This window comes from Aquabacterium sp. T101 (assembly GCF_057219775.1).
Window position 1 is genome coordinate 765,502 of record NZ_JBXVVZ010000001.1, and the last position, 18,552, is coordinate 784,053.

The 18,552-nt window shown below is 70.5% G+C and carries 15 protein-coding genes and 1 tRNA gene; 6 read left to right on the forward strand and 10 right to left on the reverse strand.

The annotated features are described in order from the left end of the window. Positions 1-12: 12 nt before the first annotated feature. The 5 genes from AC2EAQ_RS03525 to AC2EAQ_RS03545 all read right to left on the reverse strand — a co-directional run bounded on the left by AC2EAQ_RS03525 (position 13) and on the right by AC2EAQ_RS03545 (position 6,085). A complete protein-coding gene (locus AC2EAQ_RS03525) occupies positions 13-549 on the reverse strand; it encodes a GNAT family N-acetyltransferase (RefSeq protein WP_484640371.1) in 537 nt (178 codons plus the stop codon). Then, positions 536-3,163, reverse strand: coding sequence for an alanine--tRNA ligase (gene alaS / locus AC2EAQ_RS03530; protein WP_484640372.1), 2,628 nt, complete (start codon positions 3,161-3,163; stop codon positions 536-538). The genes AC2EAQ_RS03525 and alaS overlap by 14 nt, the downstream gene beginning before the upstream one ends. An 83-nt stretch (positions 3,164-3,246) precedes the next feature. Next, on the reverse strand, positions 3,247-4,143 hold the full coding sequence (locus tag AC2EAQ_RS03535) for a diguanylate cyclase domain-containing protein (RefSeq protein ID WP_484640373.1): 897 nt from the start codon (positions 4,141-4,143) through the stop codon (positions 3,247-3,249). Between the two features lie 222 nt (positions 4,144-4,365). Beyond that, a complete protein-coding gene (gene ltrA, locus AC2EAQ_RS03540; protein ID WP_484640375.1) occupies positions 4,366-5,994 on the reverse strand; it encodes a group II intron reverse transcriptase/maturase in 1,629 nt (542 codons plus the stop codon). Positions 5,995-6,011: 17 nt separating this feature from the next. After that, positions 6,012-6,085, reverse strand: a tRNA-Gly gene (locus AC2EAQ_RS03545). Between the two features lie 996 nt (positions 6,086-7,081). Between AC2EAQ_RS03545 and trmB the strand changes: the two genes are divergently transcribed. Further along, positions 7,082-7,729 carry a tRNA (guanosine(46)-N7)-methyltransferase TrmB gene (trmB, locus tag AC2EAQ_RS03550; protein WP_484641146.1) on the forward strand — a complete coding sequence of 216 codons (648 nt, stop codon included), beginning with the start codon at positions 7,082-7,084 and terminating at the stop codon, positions 7,727-7,729. Here the strand turns inward: trmB and AC2EAQ_RS03555 are convergent. The 3 genes from AC2EAQ_RS03555 to AC2EAQ_RS03565 all read right to left on the reverse strand — a co-directional run bounded on the left by AC2EAQ_RS03555 (position 7,717) and on the right by AC2EAQ_RS03565 (position 9,990). Continuing rightward, the gene (locus tag AC2EAQ_RS03555; protein WP_484640376.1) at positions 7,717-8,400 is read right to left on the reverse strand and encodes a glutathione S-transferase family protein; all 684 of its coding nucleotides are present in this window, start codon (positions 8,398-8,400) and stop codon (positions 7,717-7,719) included. The two genes, trmB and AC2EAQ_RS03555, sit on opposite strands and share 13 nt — an antisense overlap. Positions 8,401-8,487: 87 nt before the next feature. Further along, positions 8,488-9,354 (reverse strand): undecaprenyl-diphosphate phosphatase, encoded by an 867-nt coding sequence (locus AC2EAQ_RS03560; RefSeq protein WP_484640377.1) that lies wholly within the window; start codon positions 9,352-9,354, stop codon positions 8,488-8,490. A gap of 57 nt (positions 9,355-9,411) precedes the next feature. Next, positions 9,412-9,990 carry a hypothetical protein gene (locus AC2EAQ_RS03565; RefSeq protein ID WP_484640378.1) on the reverse strand — a complete coding sequence of 193 codons (579 nt, stop codon included), beginning with the start codon at positions 9,988-9,990 and terminating at the stop codon, positions 9,412-9,414. A 154-nt stretch (positions 9,991-10,144) separates the two neighbouring features. On the opposite strand from AC2EAQ_RS03565, the gene AC2EAQ_RS03570 reads away from it, so the two are divergent. The 5 genes from AC2EAQ_RS03570 (at position 10,145) to AC2EAQ_RS03590 (ending at position 15,742) form a co-directional block, all read left to right on the forward strand. After that, positions 10,145-10,789 carry a TetR/AcrR family transcriptional regulator gene (locus AC2EAQ_RS03570; protein ID WP_484640379.1) on the forward strand — a complete coding sequence of 215 codons (645 nt, stop codon included), beginning with the start codon at positions 10,145-10,147 and terminating at the stop codon, positions 10,787-10,789. Positions 10,790-10,844: 55 nt separating this feature from the next. Next, a complete protein-coding gene (locus AC2EAQ_RS03575; protein WP_484640380.1) occupies positions 10,845-11,498 on the forward strand; it encodes a protein-L-isoaspartate O-methyltransferase family protein in 654 nt (217 codons plus the stop codon). 123 nt (positions 11,499-11,621) lie between these two features. Beyond that, the gene (locus AC2EAQ_RS03580) at positions 11,622-12,953 is read left to right on the forward strand and encodes a TolC family outer membrane protein (protein WP_484640382.1); all 1,332 of its coding nucleotides are present in this window, start codon (positions 11,622-11,624) and stop codon (positions 12,951-12,953) included. A gap of 97 nt (positions 12,954-13,050) precedes the next feature. Next, a complete protein-coding gene (locus AC2EAQ_RS03585) occupies positions 13,051-14,547 on the forward strand; it encodes a DUF1800 domain-containing protein (protein ID WP_484640383.1) in 1,497 nt (498 codons plus the stop codon). A gap of 13 nt (positions 14,548-14,560) precedes the next feature. Next, positions 14,561-15,742, forward strand: a complete 1,182-nt coding sequence (locus tag AC2EAQ_RS03590; protein WP_484640384.1) for a DUF1501 domain-containing protein — start codon at positions 14,561-14,563, stop codon at positions 15,740-15,742. Between the two features lie 9 nt (positions 15,743-15,751). Here AC2EAQ_RS03590 and AC2EAQ_RS03595 read toward each other — a convergent pair whose 3' ends face one another. Then, complete coding sequence (locus AC2EAQ_RS03595; RefSeq protein ID WP_484640385.1) at positions 15,752-16,948, reverse strand: 3-deoxy-D-manno-octulosonic acid transferase; 1,197 nt, start codon at positions 16,946-16,948, stop codon at positions 15,752-15,754. Between the two features lie 115 nt (positions 16,949-17,063). Next, positions 17,064-18,467: a phosphomannomutase/phosphoglucomutase gene (locus AC2EAQ_RS03600; protein ID WP_484640386.1), complete on the reverse strand. Its 1,404-nt coding sequence runs from the start codon at positions 18,465-18,467 to the stop codon at positions 17,064-17,066. Positions 18,468-18,552: the final 85 nt, after the last annotated feature.

An 18,552-nucleotide genomic window follows, 5' to 3' on the forward strand; every position in this document is an offset into this window, starting at 1 on the left:
TCTAGCAGCGGCTCAGGCCAGCGCCGGCGGGTTCGGATGCAGCCGGGCCATGCAAAGTGCGTCGACGTACACGCCCCGGCGCAGCGCGTAGGCGCGGTGCGTGCCCTCGGTCACGAAGCCGAAACGTCGATAAAGCGCGATCGCCGGCTCGTTGTCGGTGTAGACGGTCAGCTCCAGCCGCAGCAGCTGGGCCCAGTGGTCGGCCCAGTCGACCAGGGCCGCCATCAAGGCCGTGCCGACGCCCTGGTGCTGGGCGTCGCGGGCCACCGCGATGCCCAGGCTGGCGGCATGACGCCGACGCACGTGCTGCACCGGGTGCACCCCGGCATTGCCGACAACGCGCCCGCCGACTTCGGCCACCAGGAACAGCTCGCCCGTGGCGGGTCCCACGGGCATGTCGAGGATGCGCTTGCGCCACATCTCCTCGGTGGGATGGGGCAGCTGCAGCAGCCCGGCCAGGATGTCCGGGTCGCCCATCGTGGCCGTGATCGCCGCCGCGTCCTCCGGACGCGGGCGGCGCACCAGCACCGGCGAGCTAGGCGCGTTCACCGACCCACGCCGCCACCGAGGCCAGCGCCTTCGGCAGGGCCGCAGCGTCGGTGCCGCCGGCCATCGCCATGTCGGCCTTGCCGCCGCCCTTGCCGCCCACCTGCTGGGCCACGAAACTGACCAGCTCGCCGGCCTTGATGCGCGCGGTGCTGTCGGCGGTGACGCCGGCAGCCAGCTGCACCTTGCCGCCGTCGACCGCCGCCAGCACGATGGCCGCGGTGTGCAGCTTGTCCTTGAGCTTGTCCATCGTCTCGCGCAGCGCCTTGGCGTCGGCACCGTCGAGCATGGCGGCCAGCACCTTGACGCCCTTCACGTCGACGGCCCGGGACAGCAGGTCGTCGCCCTGCGACGACGCCAGCCGGCCCTTGAGCTGCGCCACTTCCTTCTCGAGGGCGCGCAGCTGGTCCAGCAAGGCCGACACCCGCGACGCCGCCTCGGCCGGCGTGGCCTTCAGGGCCGCGGCCACGCCATCCACCGTGTGTTCGAGCTGCTGCGCGTAGGCCAGCGCGTTGTCGCCGGTGACGGCCTCGATGCGGCGCACGCCGGCGGCGACGCCGCCCTCGGCCACCACCTTGAACAGCCCGATGTCGCCGGTGCGCTGCACGTGCGTGCCGCCGCAAAGCTCGCGGCTCGAACCGATGTCGAGCACGCGCACGGTGTCGCCGTACTTCTCACCGAACAGCATCATCGCGCCCAGCTTCTGGGCGTCGTCGATCGCCATCACGCGCGCCTGGGTGGCGGCATTGGCCAGCACCTCGGCATTCACCAGCGCCTCGATGCGGGTCACCTGCTCGGGCGTCACCGGCGCGTTGTGGCTGAAGTCGAAGCGCGTGCGCTCGGCATTGACCAGCGAGCCCTTCTGCTGCACGTGCGTGCCCAGCACCTCGCGCAGGGCCTTGTGCATCAGGTGGGTGGCGCTGTGGTTGCGCACCGTGCGCGCGCGTTGCTCCGCGTTGACCCGGGCGGCGACCGTGTCGCCCACCGCGAGTTCGCCCTCGACGACGCGGCCCTGGTGGCCGTGCACCGCGGCCTGGATCTTGGTGGTGTCCTCGACCAGCACGCGGGTGCGGGCGTTGCGCAGCTCGCCGGCGTCGCCGACCTGGCCGCCGGACTCGGCATAGAACGGCGTGCGGTCGAGCACGACCACCACGTCGTCGCCGGCGCGCGCGCGCGGCACCGAAGCACCGTCCACGTACAGCGCCGTCACGCGCGCGGCATCGACGGCCAGGTGCTCGTAGCCGTCGAAGGCAGTGTCGGCGCCCGAGTACGCCAGCCCCTGCGCCATCTTGAACTTGCCGGCTGCGCGCGCCTGGTCGCGCTGGCGCTGCATGGCGGCATTGAAGCCCGCCTCGTCGACGGACACACCACGCTCGCGGCACACGTCGGCCGTCAGGTCGAGCGGGAAGCCGAAGGTGTCGTGCAGCTTGAAGGCCAGATCGCCGTCGATCTGGCGCGCTCCGCCGGCCAGCGCCCCTTCCAGGATCTCCATGCCGTTGGCGATGGTCTGGAAGAAGCGTTCCTCCTCCTGTCGCAGCACGTCGGTCACGCGCGCGGCGTCGCGACGGATCTCCGGGTAGGCGTCGCCCATCTCCGCGGCCAGCGTGGCCACGATGGCGTGGAAGAACGGCCGCCGCGCGCCGAGCTTGTAGCCATGGCGGATGGCGCGGCGCGCGATGCGGCGCAGCACGTAGCCGCGGCCCTCGTTGCCGGGGATCACGCCGTCGGCCACGGTGAAGGCGCACGATCGGATGTGATCGGCGATCACCTTCAGCGACGGCGAGCCGGCATCGCAGGAGCCCGCGCCCGCCGCGTCCACCGCCGCCTTGGCCGCGCCGATCAGCGTCTGGAACAGGTCGATCGAGAAGACGCTGTGCACGCCCTGCAGCACGCTGGACAGGCGCTCCAGGCCCATGCCGGTGTCCACGCTCGGCTTGGGCAGCGGATGCATCACACCGTCGTCGGTGCGGTTGAACTGCATGAAGACGTTGTTCCAGATCTCCACGTAGCGGTCGCCGTCCTGCTCGGGCGATCCCGGCGGGCCGCCGGCCACCGACGGGCCGTAGTCGTAGAAGATCTCGCTGCACGGGCCGCAGGGCCCGGTGTCGCCCATCATCCAGAAGTTGTCGGACATGTAGCGGGCGCCCTTGTTGTCGCCGATGCGCACGATGCGCTCGGCGGGCATCCCGATGACCTTGAGCCAGATGTCGTAGGCCTCGTCGTCCTCGGCGTAGACGGTGGCCCACAGCCGCTCCTTCGGCAGCTTGAAGTGCTCGGTGAGCAGTTCCCAGGCGAACACGATCGCATCGCGCTTGAAGTAGTCGCCGAAGCTGAAGTTGCCCAGCATCTCGAAGAACGTCAGGTGGCGCGCGGTGTAGCCCACGTTCTCGAGGTCGTTGTGCTTGCCGCCGGCGCGGATGCATTTCTGCGCCGTGGCTGCGCGCGAGTAGCTGCGCTTGTCGAAGCCGAGGAACACGTCCTTGAACTGGTTCATCCCGGCGTTGGTGAACAGCAGCGTCGGGTCGTCGCCGGGCACCACAGGCGAGGAGGCCACGACGGCGTGACCCTTCGACTCGAAGAACGACAGGAACGTGGAGCGGATGTCGGCGGCTTTCATCGGGCGCAAGTGCTTGATTCTTCGGGCCTTTCGGCGTTGACGGAATTATGGCAGCCCGGCTTCGCGGGCGCCGCGCGCTGCGCTCAGGGCGCGTCGTTGGCCGCGTTGGCCGGGCCGCGCTCGACCCGGTTGGCGAAGCCGTCGCGGCCCACCGACGCCAGCCCCGACGCCTGCCCGACCGACCGGCGCAGCAGCGCGTCGGCCGTCTTGCCGTGCTCGGGGTACAGCGCCAGGCCAGCACTCACCGACACCGCCACGTCGCTGCCCGCCACCGAGAACGGCTGGCGCAGCGACTGGCCGAGCTTGGCCGCCACGCGCTCGCCGTCGCCGGGCGAGTCGATCCAGGCCAGCAGCACGACGAACGCGTCGTTGCCGATCGAGGCCACGACGTCGCTGGCGCGCAGCGACGCCCGCAGGCGCACCGCCACCTTGCGCCGCAGCACGTTGGCCGACTCGGCGCCGAGCGAGGCCTGCACCGTGGCCAGGCCCTCGATGCGCAGCGCGATGACCGCCATCGGTGCCGGCTCGCGCTCGCGCAGCGCGAGCAGGTGCGTCATGTGCTCCAGCAACTGCGTGTGATTCGGCAAGCCCGTGGCCAGGTCGGTGGCGAAGGCCTTGCGCGCGACGCGGTCGAGCGCCTTGCGCTGCACGGCGATCTCCATGCGCCGCTTCATGGCCTCGGCCGGAGCCTCGCCGTTGACGACGATGTCCTGCACGCCACGCTCGAGCAACTGCAACTGCACGCCGTCGTCCGGCGGCTCCGGCAGCACGGCCACCAGCGCCGTGTCGAGCACCGCATGCGACAGGGCCGCCCAGGACAGCAGTTCCGACGCCGGCACGGCGGCCAGCACCACCTCGTAGTTCACCTCCCGCAAGCGGGCTGCGGCCTCGTCGAGCGTGGCGCAGCAGGTGGCACCCGGAACGTCGATGCCGATGCTCAGCAGTGTCGCGGTGGGCTTGGTCGCGACAGAGCGGCTCATCGTGGGCGGGTGGAAGGCAAGTCGGGGATCCGTGGAGCGGGTGAAGGGAATCGAACCCTCGTATGAAGTCGGGTAGGAAGGGCACCTCGCGGCGACCCCTCCCCCCTAAGAACCGGACGTGCAAGTTTCCTCGCATCCGGCTCAAGCAGCCTGAAGTCACCCGCCATTTCTGGCAATGGTAACCGCTGCAAAGTTTTCGGGGCCTTCGGTCGTGCCCCTGACTCACTCGTTGACGTGGTGTTGCCGATGACAGTTCGGATGGAGCAGTTGAAGATTGCTCATCTGTTCCGACCCGCCTTCCGATCGCTTGATGACGTGGTGGATGTGCCACCCCGTCTCCTTCGTGATCTTCTGGTTGCAGCACGGACACAGTCCTTCCTGCCAGTACCACAACCACGCCAGCTTCCGGCGGCCCTTCAAGTCCGACTCCATCTTGCGCGCGAGGCGCGCGTCGAAGTAGTCCTCGTCTTCCGGGCTGTACGGATTTCGGCTGCCGTCGATTTTGGTGTGGGGCTTCTTGCGGAAGCTCACCAGCGTCAACAGCACCTTGTCCTTCTCCGCGAACCGCCAATCGCGACCCTTGATGCGCCGGAAATACCGGGCCTTGGTCCACCGCTCCCCTTTGTTGGGGTGGCGACGGCGAGCCCAGCGCCACAGCGCCTGCCAGATCAAATGGTCGGTCTTCGCGAACGTGCGCGTCGCCATCTGGCTTCGGTGATAGGTGGCCCAGCCCCGTATGACCGGGTTGAGCTTGTCGATCACCTCTTCCTGTCTGGCTGTGCGCATCTGCCGCAGCGTCCCGCGAATCTTCTCCAAGAAGTTCTTGACGTTCTTCCTGGCTGGTTTCGTCAACAACATGCCGCCTTGCCAGCGGGCCGTCCATCCCAGAAAGTCGAAGCCGTCGTCCACGTGGGTGATCAACGTCTTCTTCTCTGAAAGTTCGAGCCCGCGCTCGCGCATGAACTCCTGCACGAGGGGTTTGATCTTCTCTTCCAACAGCTCTCGCGAACTGCTGGTGATGATGAAGTCATCGGCGTAGCGCACGAAGTTGACCTTGGCCGCCCTGGCATCGCGCACCGTGCGGAAGAGTCCCGCCAGCTTGCTTTGCAGACCGTCCAGTGCCAAGTTCGCTAGAACTGGCGAGATGATCCCGCCCTGCGGTGTCCCGCTCTCTGTCGGGAAGAGGGCATTGCCCTCGAAGTACCCGGCTTTCAGCCACTTGCGCAACACGCCTTTGTCCATGGGGACGTGGGCGAGCAGCCACTCGTGACTGATGTTGTCGAAACACCCTTTGATGTCTCCCTCCAGCACCCATTTCGGCGAGTGCTTTCGTCCAAGCGCGTTGCGCACCTGTTCGATTGCATCTGCCGTCGAGCGCCCACGGCGGAAACCGTAGGAGTGAGTGTCGCCGGTCGTCTCGGCTGTCGGGTCGAGCGCCAACAGGTGCAGCGCTTGCATGGCCCGGTCGCGCATGGTCGGGATGCCCAGTGGGCGTCTGTCGCCATTTGCTTTCGGGATGTAGACCCGTCTCATCGGCTTCGGCTTGTAGCCCTTGTGTTGCAAGGTGCCGACCGCCTGCCACTTGTCGTCCGGAGTACTCCATGTCTGCCGGTCGATTCCCGGGGTCTTGCGACCCTGGTTCTCGGTTACCCGTTTGACCGCCAACGCTTTTGCGCTGATGGAGCGGGTGAGGAGTCTCTGCAAGCGTTTGACATTGCGCCATTCGCCTGCCTTTGCTGCTTTCGCGATTCTTGCCTGCAGCCTCCCGACCACCTGATGCGCGTCCTGCCACGGGATGCCGTGCCAGTGCGTCCAGTTGGTGGAGGCAACATCGCAATTGCTTGCGTCCATATCAACCTCCGTTGACGTGGAGCGGGCGATGGGAATCGAACCCACGCTATCTGCTTGGGAAGCAGAAGTTCTGCCATTGAACTACGCCCGCCCGGTCCCGAAGGATGGACACCTGCCCCGAAGGGCATGTCCCCCTCCGGGATGGGTTGAAGCAGACCTGTCTCGCGACAGGCCACCACACGGAAGTCAGCGCTCTTTCGAGCCGGGGCGATCGTTGCATCCCCTATCCGGACCATTACAGCCCGGCGTTCGCTTTCTCCGCGATCCTCTACCCGCAACAGATACGCCTGATTTTACAACCAGACTTGTCACGCCTCGCGGCGCGACTCTGCTTCGGGCTTACCCTGTTCCGTGCAACGAGCACGAGTCAGGAGGACCCCACCTTTTTGCCGGTGATCGTTTTGCCAGCGTGTCCCCACCAAGCAGGGAGACATCCGATCACGTACCGTTTTGGTCAGAGCCTGTCAGTCGATTTGGCTCGCTCAAGCTTGACGGCATTTACCAGTGGTTCACGTACGTTGGTCCTTTGACCCAGCCTTGCGCCTCATCCGGATTTCGACTTCCAGAATCACGCGATGACCCTCACGGGCACCGCGTACCCGTTGAGGGTGGCTACGTTGTCAGTGCGCTCGGCACAGGGTCGTTACCGACCCCGCACTGCACCTAGGCTACTGGCGGCTGAACGCCAGGTTGCATGCAGGCTTGCGCCTGAGCAACAACTCGTCACACGGCTTGCGCCGCATTCACAACCCGACCTCGGTTTAGCCGAGGCCCACGACCCGAGGGCCGTACTCGATCAGGCTCTCGCCTGACCATGCGATCCGAGGATCGCAACTCTAGGGCTGCATCTCCCACACTTCGAAGCAGTGTGGCCAGTCACAGCTGACTGGACGACTCTCAGGTCGCACGCTTGGGAAGCTGCCGTTCTGCCATTGAACTACACCCGCGCGGGCCGGATTATGTCACTCGGACCTGCTGCCCGGCATGCGGCGGCGCAGCCCTTTGAGACAATGCGCGCCCCGTGAATCCGCCCGCTTCCGATCCGCCCCGTCGCCCCGTGCGCAGCTACGTGCTGCGTGCCGGCCGCATGGGCACGGGCCAGGTGCGCGCCCTCGCCGAACTGGCGCCGCGCTTCGTGCTGCCCTACCGGCCGCAGCCTCTCGATGCGGCAGCCGCGTTCGGCCGCAGGGCGCCGCTGGTGGTCGAGATCGGCTTCGGCATGGGCCAGGCCACCGCCGCCATCGCGGCGGCACGGCAGGACACGGACTTCCTCGGCATCGAGGTCCATGAGCCGGGCGTCGGCGCCCTGCTGCAGCGCATCGACGAACAGCAGCTGGGCAACCTGCGCATCGTGCAGCACGATGCCGTCGAGGTGCTGCAGTCGATGATCGAGCCGGGGTCGCTGGCGGGTGTGCACGTGTACTTCCCCGACCCGTGGCCGAAGAAGCGCCACTGGAAGCGCCGGCTGATCCAGCCGGCCTTCGTGCACCTGCTCGCGTCGCGCCTGGCGCCCGGTGGCGTGCTGCATTGCGCCACCGACTGGCAGCCCTATGCCGAGCAGATGCTCGAAGTGCTGGGCGCCGAGCCCCTGCTGCGCAATACCGCGCCCGGCTTCGCGCCGCGGCCGGCCTACCGGCCCGAGACCAAGTTCGAGCGCCGCGGCCTGGCGCTCGGGCACGGCGTGTGGGACCTGCTGTTCGAGCGCCTCGCGGCGCCGCCGGCTCAGTCGCGCTGACGGCGATAGGGTTCCTCGAAGTCGAGGAAGTCGCGCTCGGCCAGGGCATCATCGACCCAGGCGGCCACGCCGGGGCTCTGCCACACGCGGTCCGCATACGCGCGGGCCGGCGCCGACAGCGGCAGGCCGTAGGTCCGGATGCGGGCCACGACCGGTGCGTAGTAGGCGTCCGCGATGCCGAAGGCGCCGAACAGGAACGGGCCGCCACTGGCCGCGAGCTGGGCTGTCCACATCGCGTCGATGCGCGCCAGGTCGGCGGCCACGGCGGCCTGCTCCTTCAGCACGCGCGCGCCCACCTCGGGCAACTGCGCCTCGATGTTCATCGGGCAGTGGCTGCGCAGCGCGCCGAACCCGGCGTGCATCTCGGCGCACAGGCTGCGCGCCCGGGCGCGCAGCAGGGGATCGACCGGCCAGAGGCCGCGACCGGCCTCGCGGTCGGCCAGGGTCTCGGCGATGGCCAGCGTGTCCCACACGGCAAAGCCATCGATCAGCAGCACCGGCACCCGCCCAGCCGGCGTGTGACGGGCCAGCTCGCGGTAGAACGCCGAGCCGGGCGTGAAGTCGAAGCGCAGCCTGATCTCGTCGAAGGCGATGCCGAAGTGCTTCATCAGCACCCAGGGCCGCATCGACCACGACGAGTAGTTCTTGTTGCCGATCACCAGTTGCAGCATGCGGGCCTCCACGTTCGAGCCGCCGATGCTATCGGCCTTCGGCGCCGCGATCGATGCGCTTGCGTGATGACTGCGATGTTCCGGCCGTCAGGCCTTCCACTCGACCCAGCCGGTCCACGCCGTCAGCAGCACCAGCACGCCGAAGACGATGCGGTACCAGGCGAACACGGTGAAGTCGTGGGTGGAGACGTATCGGATGAGCCAGCGGATGCACAGCAGCGCCGACACGAAGGCGAACACCGTGCCCACGAGGAACATCGGCACGTCGGCCATGGACAGCGCGTGCCGGTCCTTCCAGACCGAATACGCGCCGGCGCCGATCAGGGTCGGGATGGCCAGGTAGAAGCTGAACTCGGTGGCCGCGCGACGGGAGAAGCCGAACACCATCGCGCCGATGATCGTCGCGCCCGAGCGGCTGGTGCCGGGGATCAGGGCCAGGCACTGCACCAGGCCCACCTTGAGCGCGTCGAGCGCGCTCATGTCGTCGACCGTCTCCACGCGCGCCTGGCGCGAGCCCTGCAGGTCCATCGCGCCATAGGCCGCCCGGTGCCGGGCCTCCACCCACAGGATGACCAGGCCGCCGATCACGAAGGCCAGGGCCACCGGCACCGGGTGGAAGAGATGCGCCTTGATCGCGCTGCCCAGCAGCAGGCCGAAGGCCACGGCCGGCGTGAACGCGATCAGCACGTTGCGGGTGAACCGCACCGCCACGGGGTCGCGTGGGCTGGCCAGCAGACCGCCGAAGGTGCCGGCGAGTCGGGCGCGGTACTCCCAGATCACCGCGAGCATCGCGCCGGTCTGGATCGCGACCTCGAACACCTTGACCGCCTGCCCGGTGAAGTTCAGCAGCGACGCGGTGAGGATCAGGTGACCGGTGGACGAGATCGGAAGGAACTCCGTGAGCCCTTCGACGATGCCCATCACCGCGGCCTTCGCCAGCACCCACGCATCCACGTCCGGCTCCCTCGCGCCGCGACGCGCGGCAAAGCCGCGCATGATAGCGGCGCGCGGCTAACGCCCTTCGACGAAGCGCAGTTCGATGCCGCGCGCGGTGACCACGAAGTCGGCGCGCTCCAGGCCGGCCTGGCGCAGGGCCTGGCGGCGCTCGTCCGACAGCCGGTGCAGCACGAAGTCGTCCAGTGCCCGCTCGGCCAGTGCGCCGCTCAGGCGCTCGGCTTGGGCCGAGAACGGGCGCCCGCCCAGGTCCAGCTTGAGGTCCTGCACCTTCACCTGGGCCAGCCGCACCGTGCCGTCCGCGGGCTCGTAGCGCAGCCCGTGGTCCAGCGCGAGGCTGCCCCGCACCGTGCGCCCGGACAGGCGCTCGGTGGCCGTGAGTTCGAGTTCGGTGCCGATGCGGTTGCGATCCGGGTGCAGGCGCACCACGGGCCGCGTCAGGCTCAGGTCGATGACCTCGAGGACACGCCGCTCCTTGGGGAACTGCCGCTCGACGAGGGTCTGCAGGTCCGCCTGCGACAGCACCAGGTTGCGCGGAGCGAAACTGGCGCAGCCGCCCAGGACGGCCCCCAGGGGGGCGGTGGCCAGCAGCCCGGCCAGGGCACGGCGCGTTGCGCAGGTCGAGACAGACCGCATCGGGGCTCCAGGGTCGAAGGTGCGGGTCCAACGCGGCCAGCCGCCGCCGCGATGACCGCCGAGGTGCCCGCCTGTGGGATTGACCCGGCGCAAGTGGGCGCGTTGACCCGGGGCCGGGCCGTGGTCTACATTACTGACCAACCGGTCAGTAACCATGTCCTCGACCCTCTCACCCATCCCCAGCCGCCAGCGCCGCAAGGAAGCGAGGCCCGCCGAACTGCTCGAGGCGGCCCTGGCGCTGTTCGGCGAGAAGGGGTTCGCCGCGACGCGCATCGAGGAGGTCGCCCTGCGCGCCGGCGTGTCGAAGGGCACGCTGTATCTCTACTACCCCAGCAAGGAAGAGCTGTTCAAGGCGGTCATCGAGCACTACCTGTCGGCCAGCATCGCCGACACCGCCCTGCAGGTGGAAGCCTATCGTGGCCAGATGGCCCCGCTGCTGCAGGACCTGCTGGTGCGCTGGTGGCAGCAGGTCTATGCCAGCCCGGCATCGGCCACCTTCAAGATCATCATCTCCGAGTCGCGCAACTTCCCCGAGATCGCCGAGTACTACGTCCACAGCGTGATCGAGCCCGGCTCGGCGCTGATCGGCAGCATCATCCAGCGCGGCGTCGCCACGGGCGAGTTCCGGGCCGTCGACGTCGAGAGCATCGTGCATTCGCTGGTCCTGCCGATGGTGATGCTGTGCGCGCACAAGCACGGCCTGGGCGCCTGTTCGCATCAGCAGATCGACGGCCACGGCTTCATCGCGGCGCATGTCGCGCTGGTGGTGCGCGGCCTGACGCCGGCCCCGGCTCCCTAGAATCCCCGTCGTCGCCGCCGCTGCGGCCTTTCCCACTGCACACCGCCCCGTCCCCATGAATCTCGAACAAGCCCGCTTCAACATGATCGAGCAGCAGATCCGCCCCTGGGAGGTGCTCGACCAGAACGTGCTGTCCCTGCTGGCCGCGGTGCGGCGCGAGGAATTCGTGCCGCCCGCGTACCGCTCTCTGGCCTTCGTCGACACCGAAGTGCCGCTGCCCGAAGGCCAGTGCATGCTCGCGCCCAAGGTCGAGGCGCGGCTGCTGCAGGAACTGAAACTCGCCGGGCACGAGCGGGTGCTCGAGGTGGGCACCGGCTCGGGCTTCATGGCCGCCCTGCTGGCGCACCAGGCCCAGCAGGTGGTCTCGCTCGAGATCCGCCCCGCCCTGGCCGCCATGGCCCGCGCCAACCTGCAGCGGGCCGGCATCGGCAACGTGCTGGTGGGTCAGGCCGACGGCTCGCAACCGGTGTCCAGCGAAGCGCCCTTCGACGCGATCGTGCTGTCCGGCTCGGTGGCCGAGGTGCCGTCGGCCATGCTGGCCCGGCTCAAGGTGGGTGGCCGGCTGGTGGGCGTTGAGGGCCAGGAGCCGGTGATGCGGGCGGTCCACATCACGCGCGTGGCGGAGCATCAGTGGAAGCGGGTGGAACTGTTCGACACCGTCGCGCCACGGCTGTCGGGCTTCGGCGAGCCCTCCCGCTTCAGCTTCTAGCGTTTGCAGTTCGCCGCCCCGAACACGCATCTCGTCGCAGCGCGCTCGCCGCGTCCGGCCCCCCCAGGCTACAACCCGCGCTGACCCGCGAGCCGCAACAGACACCCCGGAGGATCTCCCCCCATGCCCCGCCCCCTGAACCTGCTCCTGGCCGCACTGGCCACCAGCCTGATCGCCGCCGCGCCGGCGCGCGCCCAGAGCCTGCAGGAGCTGTACGAAGCCGCTCGTGCCTACGACGCCACCTACCTGGCGGCGCGGGCGCTGGCCGACTCGGCGCAGTACCGGCTCGAGCAGTCGCGCGCGCTGCAGCGGCCCAGCGCCAACCTCACCGGCAGCCTGACGCGGGCCGAGACCGACCCCCCGCCGTCGACCGCCAACCCGTCCGGCTCGAGCTTCGGCACCACCACCACCGCGGTCACCGTGACCGGCCGGCAGCCGCTGTTCAACAAGTCCAACCTGGCGACCGTGTCGCAGGCCGAGCGCACGTTCGAGATCGCCCGCGCCGACCTGCAGACCGCCGAGCAGGACCTGATCATCCGGGTGGCCCAGGCCTACTTCGACGTGCTGGTGGCCAAGGACGCGCTGGCCGCGACGCAGGCCAACAAGCAGGCGGCCGGCGAGCAGCTCGCGTCGGCCCGACGCAACTTCGAGGTCGGCACCGCCACCATCACCGACACGCGCGAGGCGCAGGCCCGCTTCGACATCGGCGCGGCGCAGGAGATCGCCGCCGACAACGACCTGCGCGCCAAGCGCATCGCGCTGGACGTGCTGGTGGGCCGCACCAACGTGGAACCGCGCCCGCTGGCCGTGCCGGTGGCGCTGCCCGCGGTGGCGCCGGCCAACGTGGAAGACTGGGTGACGCAGTCGCAGGCGGGCCACCCTTCGATCCGCCGTGCGCAGCTGGGCATGGAGATCGCCCGCCTGGAAACCGACAAGGCGCGTGCCGGCCATCTGCCCACCGTGGACGCCGTGGGCAGCCTGGGCTCCAGCCGCGCCAGCGTTTCCGGCGGCAGCAGCGGCACCACCTCCACCGGCTCGATCGGGGTGCAGGTCAACGTCCCGCTGTTCTCCGGCTATTCGGTGCAGAACCGGATCAAGGAGACGCTGGTGCTGGAGGAGAAGTCGCGCAACGACCTGGAAGCCGCCCGCCGCTCGGTGGCCCAGGGCACGCGCGTGGCCTACTTCGGCGTGCAGTCCGGCCAGGCGCAGGCCAAGGCGCTCGAAGCCGCCGAGGCCTCAGGCAAGCTGGCCCTCGAGGCCACGCAGCTCGGCTACCGCGTCGGCGTGCGCGTCAACCTCGACGTGCTCAATGCCCAGCGCGACCTCTACAACACGCAGCGCGACCTGTCCAAGGCCCGCTACGACTCGCTGCTGGCCAGCCTGCGCCTGCGCCAGGCGGCGGGCACACTGCAGCCGGCCGACGTGACGTCGGTGAACTCGCTGCTTGCCAAGTAGCACCGGCCCGAGCGTAAAGCTCGGTAAACGGCGCCGTTCGCTTCAACGCACGGCGCCGTTTTGCCGTTAGCCTCGCGACCGCAACGAGGAACCGGCCATGAGCAGCCCCGCTTTGCAGGCGGCGATCGCCGCCCACCGCTTCGGCCTTGGCGAGGCCCGCATCGACACCGCCGTGCAGGGCGACCCGCGCGGCTGGCTGGCGTCGCAGATCGGCCCGGCCGATGCGCAGACCGCACCGGCCGGACACACCCTGGCCGACGCCGCCACCGGCCTGCGCCGCATGGCGGAATTCGTCCAGCAGCGCCGGCAGCGCCCCGAGCCCCAGCCGTCCATCACGGGCGGCGCGGCGATGGCCGACACGCGCTCGGGCGAACAGCAGTTCGGCGATCACTTCCGTGCCCTGGTGCAGGCCGACACGCGGGCGCGCCTGGGCACGGCCGCCACGACGACGCGGCCGTTCGCCGAGCGGCTGGCGCTGTTCTGGTGCAATCACTTCACGGTGTCGATGGCCAAGGCCAGCGCGCGCGGCCTGGCCGGCGCGTTCGAGCGCGAAGCCGTGCGCCCGCACATCGGCGGCCGCTTCGAGGACCTGCTGCGCGCCGCGGCCCTGCACCCGGGCATGCTGCGCTACCTCGACAACGACCAGTCGGCCGGCCCGAACTCCGTCGTGGCCCGCCGGCGCACGCGGGCGCAGCGCAACGACGACGGCAGCCTGCCGCGCGCCTTCGGCCTGAACGAGAACCTGGCGCGCGAGATCCTCGAGTTGCACACGCTCGGCGCCGAAGCGGCCCGTGCAGGCCACTACACGCAGGCCGACGTGACGGCGTTCGCGGCCGTGCTCACCGGCTGGCGCACGCCCGCCTACGTGTACGCGCCGGACATGGCGCCGCCGCGCCGGGCGAACGCCGCCGACATCGCGCCGATGGGCACCGCGAGCCCGACCCGCTTCGAACCCGACTGGCACGAGCCGGGCGACAAGCGGCTGCTCGGCCGCACCTACGGCGCGGGCGCCGACGCGCTGCCGCGCGCGCTTTCCGATCTGGCGCGGCACCCGGCCACGGCCCGATTCATCGCCACCAAGCTGGCGCGCCACTTCGTGGCCGACGTGCCGCCGCCGGCCCTGGTCGACCGGCTCGAGCGCAGCTTCCTGCGCAGCGACGGCGACCTGCCCACGCTGTACCGCACGCTGATCGAGGCGCCCGAGGCCTGGCAGCCCGAGCCGGCCAAGCTGAAGTCGCCCGAGGAGATGGTGGTCTCGTCGGTGCGGTTGCTGCAGCTGGGCGCACGCGCCTTCGAGCGCCAGCCCGACGCCGGCATCTCGATGCTCGGGCAACGCGTCCAGGCCGCGCCGTCACCCGCCGGCTGGCCCGACGCCGCCGACGAGTGGCTGGGGCCGGACGCGGTCTGGAAGCGCGTGGAGTGGGTGACGCGGCTGGCCGACCGCGCCGGCGCCCAGGTCGACGCGCGCGCCCTGGCGCAGTCCAGCCTCGGCCCGCTGCTGTCCGCCGCCACCGCGCGCCAGATCGCGCGGGCCGCCGACGGTCCCCAGGCCCTGGCCCTGCTGCTGCTCGCCCCCGAGTTCCAGCGCCGTTGAACGGAGCCCGACCATGACGTCCCGACGCCGACTCCTCTCCGCCGCCGGCCTGTTGGCCGCCCTGCCTGTCCAGGGCGTGCTGGCCCAGACATCGCAGGCTTCGGCGCCGGACGATCCTCGCTTCGTGTTCGTGCTGCTGCGTGGCGGCATGGACGGCCTGTCGGCCGTGCCCGCCACGGGCGACCCGGACTTCGCCTCGGCGCGCGGCGCGCTGGCCGACTTCGGCGGCGCCCCCCTGCCGCTGGGCGACACGCCGTTCGCGCTGCATCCGCATCTGTCCTCGATGCACGCGATGTACCGGCAGGGCGAGCTGGCCGTGCTGCACGCCGTGGGCCTGGCCTATCGCGAGCGATCCCACTTCGACGCCCAGCAAGTGCTCGAGTCCGGTGGCAGCCGTCCCTACGAGCTGGCCACGGGCTGGCTCGGTCGTACGCTGGCAGCGCAGGGGCAGGCGCCCCGCTTCACCGGCCTGGCCCTGACGACGGCCGTGCCGCTGGTGCTGCGCGGCAGTGACCAGGTCGACACCTGGGCCCCCTCGGTGCTGCCCGAGCCCACGCCCGACCTCGTGGCCCGGCTCGAGATGCTCTATGCCGGCGACCCGGCCCTGCGCGAAGCGCTCGCGCGGGCGCGTGGCCTGCGCGAGCAGCCGGGCATGGCGGCAGGGATCGGCAACCCGCAGGGCCGGCAGGCGGTGCAGGCGCTGGCGCGCAAGGCGGGCGAGATGCTCGCGGCGGCCCGCGGCCCGCGCGTGGCCGTGCTCGAACTCGGCGGCTGGGACACCCATGCCAACCAGGCCAACCCCAATGGCGCCCTGGCGGGCAACCTGCGCAGTCTGGACGCCGGGCTCGCGTCGCTGCGCGACGCGCTGGGCACGGCCTGGGCCCGCACCGTGGTGCTGGTGGCCACCGAGTTCGGCCGCGAAGTGGCGATCAACGGCACCCTCGGCACCGACCACGGCACCGGCGGTGCGGCCTTCGTGGCCGGCGGCGCCGTGCGCGGCGGCCGCGTGCTGGCCGACTGGCCGGGCCTGGCCCGCGCCCAGCGCCATGAAGGCCGCGACCTGCGGGTGACGACCGACCTTCGGGCCGTGGTCAAGGGCGTGCTGGCCGATCACCTGCGGGTGCCGACCGCCGCGATCGGGCGGTCGATCCTGCCCGGCAGCGACGGCCTGCGCGCCGTGCCGGTGCTGGCCTGACCCCGGCCTTCAGGGGCGCTGGTCCAGGCCGGTGAGCAGCAGCGCGATGCGTTGCGCCATGCGCTCGTTGGCGCCGCGGTGCGACTGCGCGAAGGCCAGCGCCTGCTCGACCCATTCGTTGCGGCGCGGATCGTGCACCAGGGCCGCGGCGCGGCGCACGGCGCTGCCGACGTCCTTCATGCGGGCGGCCGCGCCCGACTCGATCGCCAGCTGCGCCGCTTCCTCGAAGTTGAAGGTGTGCGGGCCCATCAGCAGCGGGCATCCGCAGGCGGCGGCCTCGATCAGGTTCTGCCCGCCCAGCGGCGCGAAGCTGCCGCCCAGCAGGGCCACGTCCGAGACCGCGTAGTAGACGGGCATCTCGCCCATCGAGTCGCCGATCCACACATCGGCCTGGAAGGCCGCTTCGTGCGGCCGGTCCTCCCAGCTGCTGCGCCGCGCCACCGTGAAGCCCACGCTCTGCGCCAGGGCCGCCACCTCGTCGAAGCGCTGGGGATGGCGCGGCACCACGACGAGCAGGGGCCGCGGCTCGTGCAGGCCGCGCCAGGCGTGGAACAGGCCCTCCTCCTCGCCCTCGCGGCTCGAGGCCATCAGCACCACGCTGCGCGTCAGGCTCTGCCGCCACTCGTGGCCGCGGGCGAGCATCTTGGCCGGCGGCGTCACGTCAAACTTGGTGTTGCCGCAGACCTCGACCGAGCGCGCGCCGAGCTCGCGCAGGCGCTGCGCGTCGCGGGCAGTCTGGGCCAGGATGCGCGTGAAGCTGGTCAGCGCCGGCACCAGCAGCCGGGCCAGCCGCCGGCCCTTGCGCTGGCTGCGCGCGGACAGCCGCGCATTGGCCAGCACCATCGGGATCTGCCGCTCGCGCGCGAGGTGCATCATGTTCGGCCACACCTCGGTTTCCATGATCACGCCCACCGCGGGCCGGTAGCGCTTGAGGAAGCGCTTCACCGCCCCGGGCGTGTCGTAGGGAAACCAGGCCTGGTCGTCCTCGGGCCGCAGCAGGTCCAGGCCGGCCTGCACGCCGGTGGCGGTGCTGCAGGTCAGCAGCAGCCGCATCCCGGGCAACTCGCGCCGCAGGGCTTCCACCAGCGGGGCGGCCGCGCGGGTCTCGCCGAACGACACGGCGTGGATCCACACCACGCCGCCCTTGCCGCGCCGCGGCGGCAGCGCATACAGGCCCAGGCGCTCGCCGATGCGCTTGCGGTACACCGGCTCGCGCTGCCCGCGCCACCACAGGCGTGCCAGGTACGCCGGCGTCAGCAGGCGCAGCAGTTGGGAGTAGATCCAGCGGATCAGGACGGTTCCCGCCTGGGGGTTTGGCGCGTCAGTGCGCCGCGGCCGCCACCTTGGCGTCGGGCTTGACGCTGCGCAGGGCTGCCATCATCGTGTCCTCGATGCGGTGCAGGGCCTGCGCCGTGTGGCCCTCGAAGCGCAGCACCAGCACCGGCGTGGTGTTGCTGCCGCGGATCAGGCCGAAGCCGTCCGGCCAGTCCACGCGCAGGCCATCGATGGTGCTGATCTCCGCGCCGGGGAAGGCCAGCCGGCCGTCGGCCACGCGCGCCTGCAACTCGGTCACCAGACGGTGATGCTCGCCCTCGGCGCAGGGCACGTTGAGCTCGGGCGTGTTGAAGCTGGTGGGCAGCGCGTTGAGCACCGCGCTCGGGTCCTTCGAGCGGGACAGGATCTCCAGCACGCGGGCGGCGCAGTAGGTGGCGTCGTCGAAGCCGTACCAGCGCTCGCCGAAGAAGATGTGGCCGCTCATCTCGCCGGCCAGCGGCGCCTTGATCTCCGCCATGCGGGCCTTGATCAGCGAGTGGCCGGTCTTGTAGATCATCGGCACGCCGCCGGCGGCGCGAATCGCCGGGCCCAGGCGCTGGCTGCACTTGACGTCGTAGATGATCGTGGCGCCCGGCACGCGCGTCAGCACGTCGGTGGCCAGCAGCATCAGCTGGCGGTCGGGGTAGATGATCTGGCCGTCCTTGGTGACGAGGCCGAGCCGGTCGCCGTCGCCGTCGAAGGCGATGCCCAGCTCGGCGTCGGTGCTCTGCACGCGGCGGATCAGGTCGGCCAGGTTCTCGGGCTTGCTCGGGTCCGGGTGGTGGTTCGGGAAGTCGCCGTCGACCTTGGAATACAGCTCGTCGACCTGGCAACCGAGGGCGCGCAGCACCTGCGGCGACGTGGCGCCGGGGATGCCGTTGCCGGAATCGACCACGATCTTCATCGGCCGCGCCAGCTTCGCGTCGCCGGCGATGCGGGCGGTGTACTCGGCAGTGATGTCCATGCGCCCGATGCGGCCCTTGCCCTTCGTATAGCGCTCCTGCTCGATGCGCTGGCGCAGCGCCTGGATCTCCGCGCCGAAGATGGCACGCCCGGCCATCACCATCTTGAAGCCGTTGTAGTCCTTCGGGTTGTGGCTGCCGGTGACCTGGATGCCCGAGCGGCAGCCGTGCCGGCCGCGCGTGGCCGCCACGTAGTACAGCATCGGCGTCGTCACGGCGCCGAGGTCCACCACGTCCAGCCCGGTGGAGGCCAGGCCGCGCATCAGGGCGGCCACCAGGCCCGGGCCGGACAGGCGCCCGTCGCGGCCCACGGCCACCGCCTTCTCGCCGGCCGCCACCGCCTCGGAGCCGAAGGCGCGCCCGAGGTGCTCGGCGAAGGTCTCGTCGATGGTCCTGCCGACGATGCCCCGGATGTCGTAGGCCTTGAAGATGGTGGCGTCGGCTTGCATGGGACACGGGCTCCTGACTGGGATGCGGACCATTTTAGGCAGCGCCCCGGTGTCGACTTGCGATTCGTCGCGCCGGCTGTCGATC